The organism is Huaxiibacter chinensis (assembly GCF_022171985.1).
Lineage (GTDB): Bacteria > Pseudomonadota > Gammaproteobacteria > Enterobacterales > Enterobacteriaceae > Enterobacter > Enterobacter chinensis_A.
In genome coordinates this window covers 1-13,027 of the sequence record NZ_JAJVHF010000024.1, presented here as the reverse complement: position 1 = coordinate 13,027, position 13,027 = coordinate 1, and the positions used below count along the sequence as shown (strand labels likewise).

The window sequence follows — 13,027 nt, the reverse complement described above, 5'->3', positions numbered from 1 at the left end:
CTGACGGGCATAAAAACATGTAAATAAATTCCGTACTTGTATTGACTTTAAAGGCGTAATCACCGATAATTAAATCATCGGGAGGCAATACCGCCACCCGAAAAATTGCCGGTATCGGATCACTAAGGAGTAAGCATGACCACTGTTACCACCCCTTCCCAGCTGAAAAAAGAAGTCGAATCTCAGAAAGAATTATTGCTGCGCGCCTGCCTCGAAGCGTTCAACCAGCTGCCTAATCAGCGCCTGCAAGGCGCTTTCACATCGACGTATGCACTGGCGGCAAAATTAGACCAGCTGCTGCAACAAACTAAATAGCACTGACGACCCGGCCAAGCCGGGTCTTTAACAGAAAGATCGAGGACAAACGACATGACCACACAAACCCTTGAGCAGACTCTTGAAGATTTTCGTCGCCAGTGTGAGAGTTTTGCGCGCGAACAGCAGCCCCGCTGCGGCCTGATTTATGAACTGTATCAGCGCCGCCTGAGCGCGGTTATTGACGGCTATCTTGCTGGCGTTCCGGCCGAGTATCGGGAAGAACTGATCGCGGTAGCGCGGCGTGAATTTGACTATCTGACCCAAGACGAGATCGCGGAAGAAATCCGGCAGGATCGGGAAAACGATTATTGCAGCCACGGTATTGAGCGTAATTGTTGCCCGCTGGGCTGCGGAGATCTAGACGATTACTGAGCCGCCGAAAGAAAAAAACCCGGATTGACCGGGCTTTTTTCTTTCCGCTGCGCGGCCGTTTCAGTTATTACTCCGCGCTGCTTTTGGCAATTTCTGTATAGCACAATACACTACACATTAAGCTCGTTTGCTTCGACAGCTAGCCAGCAGTTAAAGGTTTCGCTCTGCCGTTCGCCGCCGCAACCTCCCTCCGCTTTCAGCTTTCCGCAAGCCTGGCATTTCCCCAGCTGCGCCTTTTGCTCCTGCCACTGTTGCCAGTTTCGGATCAGCAGCAGTTGGAAAAACTCATTCGTGGAATAGGCTGTTCGTCCTGGACGACGAACCCGGCAAAGCTCCTGTAACATTGCTTCTTCCTGTTTTGTTAGCGTGACTGTCACGCTAGCGCCTTCCTCTTTGAGTCGCGCGCGGCGCCGGGCCTGGCGAATACGGGCTTGTTCACGCTGTCGGTCATTCATATTTTTCCTCCACGTGACTGTCACGTTGAATTAAACCGGGCATTACCCCTGCGGGGCCGTTCTGCCGTGCTGCGCATCGAGCCGCTACGCGTCTCGCCCCTTCGGGCGGCGGCCACTAATGCCTCCGGCCTGCGGCCTCCGCGCTTCGCTTGAAAAAAAACCGGGACATGCCCGGTTTACATTATCTCAGTAGAATTATGGCTATCGCGGCACCCACGGCGGCGCCCACAATAGTGCAGCCAGCTGTAATAAAAAGGATCTGACGGGTTAACGTCTCAGCTCTGGACGCCTGCGCGCGGCGGAACTTCGTCAGAAATTCCTCACGCGCCTTAGCATCATCACTAATTGCCAGGCTAATTGAACGCTGGTTTTCTACTAAAGTCCGTTTAAGAGAGTCTGCCGTCTCTCCTAAACTTTCGGTGTCTTTTGCCAGCTTTTCCGAAAGCGCAGAAAGTATCTCAGTCATTTCTTTCTGACTTGCGGTGATTTCCTTCGCGTCACCTAAAAACCAATCCATCAGAACTTCAAATTTATCTGGCTGCTTTTCCATTTTATTCTCCCATTAAAGCCGCATATGCTTTATCGAGATTAGCTTTAACAGGAATTGCCTGTTTCATGTAGGTATAACGGCGGGCCAGTTTTTTGCGCTCGTCAGCATCCGTTGTTTGTTTAGCGCGGGCTTTAAATTCTTCTGGATCTTCAGCGGTCAATGCTTCGAATGAGATACGGTGATACGCGAGATATTCGAAAACTTCACTGTTATAAATAACAGATTTCTTGCTGATTTTGCCAACTTTCGTTCGTTTGACAAATTCAAATACCGGCGCCAGTACATCCTCTACTTCACTATCTGGACTAATGCGGTTTGGAACAAAGATGATTTTATCGCTGCTTACACCTGCCTTACTTAACGTATGTGCTGTTTTCAGGCTTTCATCAATGGCCTTATTATCAGGCGTAACCGGGATTACATACTTATCAAATTCATTCGCGCCACTGTCAAAGCGGGACATTGCCATCAGGAACGCTTCTACGTTTGACGCACCAATATCAATAATCCCGGCATCTTCAAAAACAATATCTTCAATCAACCGTGAAAAGTCATCACCTTTAAAAATGGAAACATTCTCAATCCCCAGATCGGAAGCAGACTGGTTGATAGTTTCAACCGCATAGAATTTTGCTCCAGTCAGACGCGGGGCTAACAGGTAGGATGAAATTAAGGTTTTACCAACGCTGCCACTGTAATTAATTACCGCTACTTTCATAAATCACCTCAGAATTTTTTATTGAACATCTTAGGGTCGAAATCTTCACTGATTTTATTGAAGAACTCTTTATCAATAATGCCGGGACTTTCTTTTTTTTCACTTCCTTGCGGTTCAGGCTCAGGCGGCGTTTGTGTATTGTGCAATACACTTTCCTCTGCACCTTTCTCGCTACCTCCTTTTTGTGTATTGTGCAATACACTATCATCATTGTTCGGCATCCTTTCATGTGTATTGTGCATTCCATTTTTCCGGATTTGCCGCGCTCTATATAGGGACGTATCAAAGCTACGAACGTTCACACCTTCCAGGCCGAAGCGTTCAGAAACTGCCTTATAAATTTCCTCCCTGGAAACTCCCAGTGACAGCATTTCTTCTATTTCCGGCAACATCAACTGAAGTGCCGCCCTGATACTTTTGGGCTTCATAGTACCCTCATTTAGAATGATGTAATTTTGATGTAATTTTGATGTACTTTTGATGTACTTTTGTTGTACTGGCTACCTCATGACCAAAGAATGATGTAATTTTGTTGTACTGTCAACCTTCAAGTGATGTAATTTTGATGTAATTTTGATGTACTTTTGTTGTACTGGTATTCATGCAAGCATGAATACGGAATATTGAACGCTTTTTAGCCAGTTAGTCCTTAACCTACGTAGATCGCCCCTACCAAAAAAGATGATTTTTTATCCCTTAACCTGCTATACACCTAACGCAGCGCGATAAATCACGCTATCATACTGATTTAAAAGATAAAAAAATAAATAGCAACAATATTCGGTAATAATTAGGTATTAAAAACACCCAATAACTCATTGTTTTATAATGAGTTTGCTTTATTACTTTGGTAATACTAAGATTTCAGCTTGTTAGATCCCAATTTTTTGTTTAAAAAATGCACAATGTGAGGACTGAATGCCAATAATAACCGCAAAAGTATCAGATGAACTTTTGGCCTATATAGACCTGGTTTCAGGAGGTAATCGGTCAGATTATCTGCGGCGCTGCATTGAAGCTGGCCCAGGTGATCGGGAGTCCGGGTTGAAAATAGTTGCCGACCGGCTGAGCGACGTAAATCGCAAACTGGATTATCTTTTTGACCGTGCTTCAGATGCGGATTTTGGCCCACTGCGCGATGAGCTGAAGGCAATAACCGAAACGCTATCTGGCGTAAAATTCCCACCGGCAGGACAGATGATGTTGCATGAATCACTCGCTATTGAAACGCTAATCCTCCTGCGCTCGATAGCAGAACCGGGCAAAACCAAAGCGGCAAAAGCAGAGGTTGAACGTAACGGCTACAAAGTCTGGGAACCAAAAAAGGAGCGCTGAAATGGACGATAGAGAAAGAGGCTTAGCATTTTTATTTGCAATTACTTTGCCTCCAGTGATGGTATGGTTTCTAGTTGCAAAATTTACCTACGGTATTGATCCATCCACGGCTAAATACCTGATTCCGTATCTGGTTAAGAATACTTTTTCGCTATGGCCTTTATGGTCAGCTTTAATTGCTGGCTGGTTTATTGGTGTTGGCGGTCTGATCGCTTTTATCATTTATGATAAATCACGCGTGTTTAAAGGCGAAAGATTCAAAAAGATTTATCGTGGTACAGAGCTTGTTCGCGCCAGAACACTCGCTGATAAAACACGCGAAAGAGGTGTCAACCAGTTAACCGTGGCTAATATCCCCATACCTACATACGCTGAGAACTTGCATTTTTCGATTGCCGGTACAACCGGTACTGGTAAAACCACAATTTTCAATGAACTGTTATTTAAGAGCATCATTAGAGGCGGCAAAAATATTGCTTTAGATCCAAATGGGGGCTTCTTAAAGAATTTCTATCGTCCCGGCGATGTTATTTTAAACGCCTATGATAAACGCACTGAAGGCTGGGTGTTTTTCAATGAAATTCGCCGTTCATATGATTACGAGCGCTTAGTGAACTCTATTGTTCAGGAAAGCCCTGATATGGCTACTGAAGAATGGTTCGGCTATGGCCGTCTTATTTTTAGTGAAGTTTCGAAAAAACTTCACAGCCTATATAGCACAGTAACTATGGAAGAAGTTATTCACTGGGCCTGTAACGTTGACCAGAAAAAATTAAAAGAATTTTTAATGGGGACGCCTGCCGAAGCTATTTTTTCCGGGTCTGAAAAAGCAGTTGGAAGCGCGCGATTTGTTCTCAGTAAGAATCTTGCCCCACATTTGAAAATGCCGGAAGGTAATTTTTCCCTGCGTGACTGGCTTGATGATGGAAAGCCGGGAACCCTGTTTATCACCTGGCAGGAAGAAATGAAAAGGTCACTTAATCCGCTAATTTCCTGCTGGCTGGATTCGATTTTTTCTATCGTGCTGGGTATGGGTGAAAAAGAAAGCCGCATTAATGTATTTATTGACGAGCTGGAATCACTCCAGTTTCTGCCAAACCTCAACGATGCACTGACCAAAGGGCGTAAAAGCGGTCTGTGTGTTTATGCTGGCTATCAAACCTATTCTCAGCTGGTTAAGGTTTATGGTCGGGATATGGCTCAGACAATTCTGGCTAACATGCGTTCTAACATCGTGCTGGGCGGCAGCCGTCTCGGTGATGAAACGTTGGATCAAATGTCGCGCTCACTCGGTGAGATAGAAGGCGAAGTTGAGCGTAAAGAATCCGATCCTCAGAAGCCCTGGATTGTCCGTAAACGCCGCGACGTTAAAGTTGTTCGTGCCGTAACGCCTACCGAAATATCAATGTTGCCAAACCTCACCGGCTATCTGGCGTTGCCTGGTGATATGCCCGTCGCTAAGTTCAAGGCTAAACACGTTAAATACCATCGCAAAAACCCTGTTCCTGGCATTGAACTGAGGGAGATCTGATGCTTGATATAACCACGATTACCCGCCAGAACGTCACTAGCGTTGTGGGCTACTACTCTGATGCAAAGGATGATTACTACAGTAAGGATTCATCATTCACGTCCTGGCAGGGAACCGGAGCTGAAGCCCTCGGCTTATCCGGGGACGTTGAATCAGCCCGGTTTAAAGAGCTGCTTGTCGGAGAGATAGATACCTTCACGCATATGCAGCGACACGTGGGTGATGCCAAAAAAGAGCGTCTGGGCTACGACCTGACGTTTTCAGCGCCTAAAGGGGTATCCATGCAGGCGCTGATACACGGCGATAAAACCATTATCGAGGCTCATGAAAAAGCTGTTGCCGCTGCTGTGCGTGAAGCTGAAAAACTCGCGCAGGCCCGGACGACTCGCCAGGGGAAATCAGTAACCCAGAATACCAATAACCTTGTCGTCGCTACTTTTCGCCACGAAACGTCCAGGGCGCTAGATCCTGATTTGCACACCCACGCTTTTGTCATGAACATGACCCAGCGCGAGGACGGCCAGTGGCGCGCGCTCAAAAATGATGAGCTGATGCGTAACAAAATGCACCTGGGCGATGTTTACAAACAGGAGCTGGCGCTGGAGTTGACCAAAGCCGGTTATGAGCTGCGTTACAACAGCAAAAATAACACGTTCGATATGGCCCATTTTTCAGACGAACAGATTCGCGCTTTTTCCCGCCGGTCGGAGCAAATTGAAAAGGGACTCGCTGCAATGGGCCTGACGCGGGAAACCGCCGATGCTCAGACGAAAAGCCGCGTCTCGATGGCGACGCGTGAAAAGAAAACAGAGCATTCCCGTGAAGAAATTCACCAGGAATGGGCCAGCCGCGCCAAAACGCTAGGCATTGATTTTGATAACCGTGAATGGCAGGGACACGGTAAACCTCTGGAGGCTGATATTGCGCGCAACATGGCCCCGGATTTTACCAGCCCTGAGGTTAAAGCTGACCGGGCTATCCAGTTTGCAGTTAAGTCGCTGTCAGAGCGCGATGCCAGCTTTGAACGCCAGAAGCTGATTCAGATCGCTAATAAGCAGGTGCTGGGCCATGCCACAATGGCCGATGTTGAAAAAGCGTACCTGAAGGCGGTACAGAAGGGCGCCATCATCGAGGGCGAAGCCCGGTATCAATCAACGCTGAAGGTCGGTGCTTCAGTTATGGCCGAAACTCTGACGCGCAAAGAGTGGATCGACTCGCTGACGAATAGCGGGATGCGTGCGGATAAAGCCCGTTTTGCGGTAGATGATGGTATTAAAAACGGCAGGCTTAAAAAGACCAGCCACCGCGTCACTACCGTGGAGGGTATTCGCCTTGAGCGTTCCATTCTGACTATCGAATCACGCGGCCGGGGGCAGATGCCGCGACAGCTGACCGCAGAGATTGCAGGCCAGCTGCTCGCCGGGAAAACCCTCAAGAATGAGCAGATGCGCGCAGTTACAGAAATTGTGACGAGCAAAGATCGTTTTGTGGCCGCACATGGTTACGCCGGTACCGGTAAAAGCTATATGACGATGGCCGCTAAAGAGCTGCTGGAGTCACAAGGGCTGAAGGTCACGGCGCTGGCCCCCTATGGGACACAGAAAAAAGCGCTTGAAGATGATGGATTACCGGCCCGCACCGTTGCCGCCTTCCTCAAAGCGAAGGATAAAAAGCTGGATGAAAAATCAGTCGTATTCATTGATGAAGCCGGGGTTATACCCGCCCGGCAGATGAAACAGCTGATGGAGGTGATCGAGAAGCATAACGCTCGCGCGGTATTCCTGGGGGATACGTCACAGACGAAAGCGGTAGAAGCCGGTAAGCCTTTTGAGCAGCTGATTAAAGCAGGTATGCAGACCAGCTACATGAAAGACATTCAGCGACAGAAGAATGAAGTTTTGCTTGAGGCGGTTAAGTATGCCGCTGAAGGTAATGCCGCGCGCGCCCTGAAAAATATCACCGGCGTGAACGAACTGAAGGAAGAAGCGCCCCGACTCGCTCAACTTGCCGATCGCTACCTGTCTCTGTCCTCAGAACAACAGGATGCCACCCTGATAATCTCTGGTACGAACGCCTCACGCAAAACCCTCAATGACTACATCCGGGGCAATCTGGGGCTTGCCGGAACCGGCGAAACGTTCACGCTACTTGACCGCGTGGATTCGACACAGGCGGAACGCCGCGACAGCCGTTATTTCAGTAAAGGGCAAATCATTATCCCCGAACAGGATTACAAAAATGGTATGAAGCGGGGCGAGTCTTACCAGGTTCTTGATACCGGGCCGGGCAACAAATTGACGGTTGAAAGCAGCAGCGGTGAGCAGATCGCTTTCAGCCCGCGTACACACACCAAGCTGTCTGTATACCAGGCAGTCAGCGCCGAACTGGCGCCGGGCGATAAGGTCATGGTAACGCGTAACGATAAAACGCTGGACGTTGCCAACGGCGACCGCTTCACGGTGAAAACCGTGGAGGGTGAAAAACTGACGCTTGAGGACAAAAAAGGGCGCACGGTTGAGCTGGACAAAAAACAGGCTTCTTATCTTTCCTATGCTTATGCAACCACCGTCCACAAATCCCAGGGGCTTACCTGTGATCGCGTGTTGTTCAACATAGATACCAAATCGCTTACCACTTCTAAGGACGTTTTTTATGTTGGTATTTCGCGTGCGCGTCATGAGGTGGAAATTTTTACCGACGATAAAAAATCTTTGGCATCGAGCGTGAGCCGCGACAGCCCGAAAACCACGGCCGCAGAAATTGACCGTTTCTTTGGGCTTGAGGCCAGGTTTAAGGATATTGGCCGCGATACCAGTTTAGAAACCCGATCAGCTGAAAAAGGTCTGCCAGAAGCCACGGGGGAAAGCATGGCGTTTAACCAGAAACCCGATGAACATAACATGACAACCGGCACTGATTATCAGCCGGTGAGCAACGCAGAGGACGCCTTTCATCTTAAGCAGAACCCTATGGATGATTCCGTTGGCCTGCGGCGTCATGAAGCACAGCAAAATGATGCAGAACTGGCCCATGATTATGCTGCTGCCGACGATCAGCAGTGGAGCGCGCAGGAGTATGCCGATTACGAGCATTATGCCGAAGCATCAGACTACGACTTTGACAGCAGCATTTACGACGATTACGCCATGCCGCAGACGTCTCAGGCGGAACAGAGCCATACCGGAAAAGAACACACCCATGAGCATGAGCATGAAGAAGGGGGCCATGAAATCTGATGGAGCAGACCGACAAGCGCAAGCAGGATAAACTGAAGTTCGACCGGGTAATTAATCTGGCGCGCAGACTGCCGCAACCGGCGATCCATGACTTACTACGCGCGCTGATACTGCCAATTCAGGCCGATTACTTGCTGGCCGTTGGCACGGAGGGCCAGGACGCGCGCCCGGACATGAACGAGCGCGAGTTCTTCTTCACAAAAATCATCTGGGCGATGGATTACACGCACATGAAATCACTCAGGCTTGCAGCTGAAGATTTTCCCCTGGCGCTTGCGACGGCCAAGATCCTGCCGTGGCCGTGGGGTGAATCAAGCTACCGGAGTGCTTTAGCCGATATAGGAGAGCATAAAAAATATTGGGGCAGCGTGAGCTATGCTGCCATCGCTGGTCCCTTCCCGTCACTTTGAAAACCCGGATACCAGCAGACAAATTTATCCTGCAGTTCGTTATTCAAAACGGCGGTCCGGGTCTGTAACAAATAATGAGCCCCTTTTCTGCTCCACTGCATCTGCTGCTTTTTGGCCATTCGTCTGGCGATCACTTCATTGATCGTGGATTCCACAAACGCGGTTGATACCGGCTCTCCGTACCGACGCATTTCGCCGTAGTTTGGGATCATCATCTTATTATTCCGGATGTAGGTATACATTTCATCCAGATGTTTTTGCAGGGATTTCAGGCTAGGATAGCTGAGTTCAGGGTCATCGCAATACATAACGCAATTATCAATATGGGGTCGTCTCAGAAAACGGAAAATAAAGCACGCTAAGCCGGTGGCAGCGGTCGCAATGGCCTAAACTTCCCCGCACCGACCTTGGCGCTGCTGCGCCATAGGTAATCGCCGGTCAGGTTGATGTGCTCCCACCCCAGCGGCGACAGATATTGCAACAATGTGTCGTCCAGCGCCGTGCCGTTGCCACGCAAAGCACTGGTGGCACGCTCCAGATATACCGTGTTCCACAACACGATGGCCGCCGTCACCAGATTGAGGCCGCTGGCCCGGTAGCGCTGCTGCTCAAAACTGCGGTCGCGGATTTCACCCAATCGGTAGAAGAAGACCGCCCTGGCCAGCGCGTTGCGCGCCTCGCCCTTATTCAGCCCCGCATGGACGCGGCGGCGCAGCTCCACGCTTTGCAGCCAATCCAAAATGAACAGCGTGCGCTCGATGCGCCCCAGCTCGCGCAACGCCACGGCCAAGCCGTTCTGGCGCGGGTAGCTGCCGAGTTTGCGCAGCATCAGCGAAGCCGTTACCGTGCCTTGCTTGATGGAGGTGGCCAGCCGCAGAATTTCATCCCAATGGGCGCGTATTTGCTTGATGTTCAGCCTGTCGCTGCTAATCATCGGCTTGAGCGCGTCATAGGCGGCATCGCCCTTGGGGATGAATAGCTTGGTTTCGCCCAAGTCACGGATACGCGGCGCGAAGCGAAATCCCAGCAAATGCATCAAGCCAAACACGTGATCGGTGAAGCCTGCCGTGTCGGTGTAGTGTTCCTCGATGCGCAAGTCCGACTCGTGGTACAGCAGGCCATCAAGCACGTAAGTTGAATCACGAATGCCCACGTTGACCACCTTGGCACTGAAGGGCGCGTACTGGTCGGAGATATGGGTGTAGAAAGTCCGTCCTGGACTGCTTCCATACTTCGGGTTGATATGACCAGTGCTTTCTGCTTTGCTGCCGGTTCTGAAGTTCTGGCCGTCCGACGATGACGTGGTGCCGTCACCCCAGTTGCCGGCGAAGGGTTGCCGAAACTGCGCATTCACCAGCTCGGCCAGCGCCGTCGAATAGGTTTCATCGCGGATGTGCCAGGCTTGCAGCCAAGACAGCTTGGCGTAGGTGGTGCCAGGGCAGGACTCGGCCATTTTGGTCAGACCCAGGTTGATCGCGTCGGCCAGGATCGTCGTCAACAGCAAGGTTTTGTCCTTGGCCGTGTCGCTGGTCTTCAGGTGTGTGAAGTGGCGGGTGAAGCCCGTCCATTCATCGACCTCCATCAGCAACTCGGTGATTTTGAGGTGCGGCAGCAGCATAGCTGTCTGGTCGATCATGGCTTGCGCGGCGTCTGGTACTGCCGCGTCCAGCGGCGTGATCTTCAGGCCTGACGCGGTGGTGATGATGGCATCCGGTAAGTCGTTGGCCGCAGCCATGCGGTTGACTGTGGCGAGTTGCGCCTCCAACAATTCCAACCGGTCATGCAGGTATTGGTCGCAGTCGGTGGCCACTGCCAGCGGCAATTCGCTGGCCAGCTTCAAAGTGGCGAACTTCTCGACCGGCACCAGGTATTCGTCGAAGTCCTTGAACTGGCGAGAACCCTGCACCCAGACATCACCGGAGCGCAGCGCGTTCTTCAGCTCCGACAGGGCGCATAACTCGTAGTAACGCCGGTCGATGCCGTCGTCGGTCAGAACCAGCTTTGCCCAGCGCGGCTTGATGAATGCGGTTGGCGCATCGGCGGGCACCTTGCGCGCGCTGTCGCTGTTCATGCCGCGCAGCATGTCGATGGCATCGAGCACACCCTTGGCGGCGGGCGCAGCCCGCAATTTGAGCACGCCCAGGAACTGCGGCGCGTAGCGGCGTAGCGTGGCATAGCTTTCACCGATGTGGTGCAGGAAATCAAAGTCGGCAGGCCGCGCCAATGTTTGCGCTTCGGTGACGCTGGCGGCGAAGGTGTCCCAGGGCATAACGGCCTCGATGGCGGCGAACGGATCGCTGCCGCTTTGCTTGGCCTCAATCAACGCTTGACCGATGCGCCCATACATCCGCACCTTGTCGTTGATCGCCTTGCCGGAAGCCTGGAACTGCTGCTGATGCTTGTTCTTGGCCGCGTTGAACAGCTTGCCGATGATGCGATCGTGAAGGTCGATGATTTCATCGGTGACGGTGGCCATGCCTTCGATGGCCAGCGCTACCAGCGTGGCATAGCGTCGTTGCACCTCGAACTTTGCCAGATCAGCAGGCGTCATCTGGCCACCTTCACGAGCGATTTTGAGCAGGCGGTTCTGGTGAACCTGCCGCTCGATGCCTGCGGGCAGATCAAGTGCTTGCCAGGATTTCAGGCGCTCAATATGTTCGAGCATGTGGCGAGAGTTCGGTTTGGCAGGCGACTGGCGCAGCCATGCCAGCCACGTCACTTTACTGCCGTCCTTGCGCTTGAGAAGTTCGTCCAGGCGCTGACGGTGGGGTGATAACAAAGAATCGGTCAGCGCCGCGTAAATGCGTCGGTTGGCACGGGTGATGGCCTCGGCGCTTGCGCGCTCGATGGCATTCATGGCGGGCAGGATGATGCTCTGCCGCCGCAGATTCTCGACAAGTGCGCTCGCCAGCACGATGCCTTTGTCGGTCTGCAAGGCCAGCTCGGTCAATGTATGCACGGCTTGCCGATAGTGGCTCATGGTGAAGGGCTTGAACCCAAAAACCGTTTGCAGCTCGACCAAGTGCTCCCGCCGTGTCTGTTCGCGCTGGCCGTACTCGCTCCAACTTTCCACTGGCATCTTGAGTTGCGCGGCCACCATGCGCAACAGGGGCGGAAACGGAGGCTCATCGACGCCCAAAAAGGTGCCAGGGAATCGCAAGTAGCAAAGCTGCACAGCGAAGCCCAATCGATTCGCGGCGCCGCGACGCTGACGGATCACCGACAGGTCGGTTTCGTTGAACGTGTAGTGCCGTATCAGTTCGTCTTTGGCATCTGGCAGTGCCAGCAGGCTTTCGCGCTCGGTGGCGGACAGGATTGAGCGGCGTGGCATGGTCAGTCTTCCCGCAGGTACTGGTACAAGGTTTCGCGGCTGATGCCGAAGTCACGGGCCACCAAGGTTTTTTGGTCGCCTGCCGCAACTCGCCGTTTCAACTCGGCAATTTGTTCGCTGTTCAGCGATTTCTTTCGTCCCCGGTAGGCACCGCGCTGCTTGGCCAGCACGATTCCCTCGCGCTGACGTTCGCGGATCAGGGCGCGCTCGAACTCAGCGAAGGCTCCCATGACCGACAGCATCAGATTGGCCATCGGTGAGTCCTCGCCGGTGAACTTCAGCCCTTCTTTGACGAACTCCATGCGCACGCCCCGTTGTGTCAGCCCTTGGACGATGCGGCGCAGGTCATCAAGGTTGCGTGCCAGCCTGTCCATGCTATGCACCACCACGGTGTCGCCCTCGCGGACGAAGGCCAGCAGCCTTTCCAGCTCGGGACGCTGGGTGTCCTTGCCAGAAGCCTTGTCGGTGAACACCCGCGCCACCTGAACACCCTCCAATTGCCGTTCCGGGTTCTGGTCGAAGCTGCTGACGCGGACATAGCCGATGCGTTGACCTTGCAAGATGCCTCCAAAGGCAAAAGTGTCAGGATGAAATCTATTACCTTTGACGGAATATGTCAATCAATAGGAAATTTAACTCTATTCTGACATCGTTTGCACATGGCATCTGACATCAAGTTAGGGTATGCCTCAATCTGACGGCTGCGAACCGCCAGGGACAGGCGCAATGTCAGATTCTGTCGCGGCCTTGGCGCGTGCCTGGAAGCGTTCA

General features: G+C 51.8%; 12 protein-coding genes and 1 pseudogene. 6 read left to right on the top strand and 7 right to left on the bottom strand.

Translation table 11 applies throughout. The features are described from left to right. Positions 1-135 precede the first annotated feature (135 nt). Together ccgAI and ccgAII are read left to right on the top strand one after the other, a co-directional pair. Positions 136-315, top strand: coding sequence for a protein CcgAI (ccgAI, locus tag LZP96_RS23135; RefSeq protein WP_000214483.1), 180 nt, complete (start codon positions 136-138; stop codon positions 313-315). A 54-nt stretch (positions 316-369) separates the two neighbouring features. Beyond that, positions 370-690: a protein CcgAII gene (ccgAII, locus tag LZP96_RS23130; RefSeq protein WP_001749971.1), complete on the top strand. Its 321-nt coding sequence runs from the start codon at positions 370-372 to the stop codon at positions 688-690. 110 nt (positions 691-800) lie between these two features. Here ccgAII and LZP96_RS23125 read toward each other — a convergent pair whose 3' ends face one another. The 4 genes from LZP96_RS23125 to stbA form a co-directional block, all read right to left on the bottom strand. After that, positions 801-1,145, bottom strand: coding sequence for a hypothetical protein (locus tag LZP96_RS23125; protein ID WP_000999874.1), 345 nt, complete (start codon positions 1,143-1,145; stop codon positions 801-803). A gap of 181 nt (positions 1,146-1,326) precedes the next feature. Next, positions 1,327-1,695: a plasmid stabilization protein StbC gene (gene stbC, locus LZP96_RS23120; protein WP_000414913.1), complete on the bottom strand. Its 369-nt coding sequence runs from the start codon at positions 1,693-1,695 to the stop codon at positions 1,327-1,329. 1 nt (position 1,696) lies between these two features. Further along, the gene (gene stbB, locus LZP96_RS23115; RefSeq protein WP_001749973.1) at positions 1,697-2,413 is read right to left on the bottom strand and encodes a StbB family protein; all 717 of its coding nucleotides are present in this window, start codon (positions 2,411-2,413) and stop codon (positions 1,697-1,699) included. 8 nt (positions 2,414-2,421) lie between these two features. Further along, positions 2,422-2,841, bottom strand: a complete 420-nt coding sequence (gene stbA / locus LZP96_RS23110; RefSeq protein WP_001749974.1) for a plasmid stabilization protein StbA — start codon at positions 2,839-2,841, stop codon at positions 2,422-2,424. Between the two features lie 490 nt (positions 2,842-3,331). On the opposite strand from stbA, the gene LZP96_RS23105 reads away from it, so the two are divergent. The 4 genes from LZP96_RS23105 to LZP96_RS23090 are packed head-to-tail and all read left to right on the top strand — an operon-like array spanning position 3,332 to position 8,925. Beyond that, entirely contained in the window at positions 3,332-3,748 is a 417-nt protein-coding gene (locus LZP96_RS23105) for a hypothetical protein (RefSeq protein WP_001749975.1), read from the top strand. A 1-nt stretch (position 3,749) separates the two neighbouring features. Continuing rightward, the gene (locus LZP96_RS23100; RefSeq protein ID WP_000342688.1) at positions 3,750-5,279 is read left to right on the top strand and encodes a type IV secretion system DNA-binding domain-containing protein; all 1,530 of its coding nucleotides are present in this window, start codon (positions 3,750-3,752) and stop codon (positions 5,277-5,279) included. Next, entirely contained in the window at positions 5,279-8,515 is a 3,237-nt protein-coding gene (gene mobF, locus LZP96_RS23095; RefSeq protein ID WP_012561166.1) for a MobF family relaxase, read from the top strand. The genes LZP96_RS23100 and mobF overlap by 1 nt, the downstream gene beginning before the upstream one ends. After that, positions 8,515-8,925: a DUF6710 family protein gene (locus LZP96_RS23090; RefSeq protein ID WP_224256499.1), complete on the top strand. Its 411-nt coding sequence runs from the start codon at positions 8,515-8,517 to the stop codon at positions 8,923-8,925. The genes mobF and LZP96_RS23090 overlap by 1 nt, the downstream gene beginning before the upstream one ends. Here LZP96_RS23090 and LZP96_RS23085 read toward each other — a convergent pair. From LZP96_RS23085 to LZP96_RS23075, 3 genes and pseudogenes are all read right to left on the bottom strand, one after another. Further along, positions 8,889-9,251: pseudogene (locus LZP96_RS23085) on the bottom strand (ISKra4 family transposase); the annotation flags it as partial. The gene LZP96_RS23090 and the pseudogene LZP96_RS23085 sit on opposite strands and share 37 nt — an antisense overlap. Positions 9,252-9,283: 32 nt before the next feature. Next, positions 9,284-12,256, bottom strand: a complete 2,973-nt coding sequence (locus tag LZP96_RS23080; protein WP_001138073.1) for a Tn3 family transposase — start codon at positions 12,254-12,256, stop codon at positions 9,284-9,286. A 2-nt stretch (positions 12,257-12,258) separates the two neighbouring features. Continuing rightward, positions 12,259-12,816 carry a recombinase family protein gene (locus LZP96_RS23075; protein ID WP_001162012.1) on the bottom strand — a complete coding sequence of 186 codons (558 nt, stop codon included), beginning with the start codon at positions 12,814-12,816 and terminating at the stop codon, positions 12,259-12,261. Positions 12,817-13,027 lie beyond the last annotated feature (211 nt).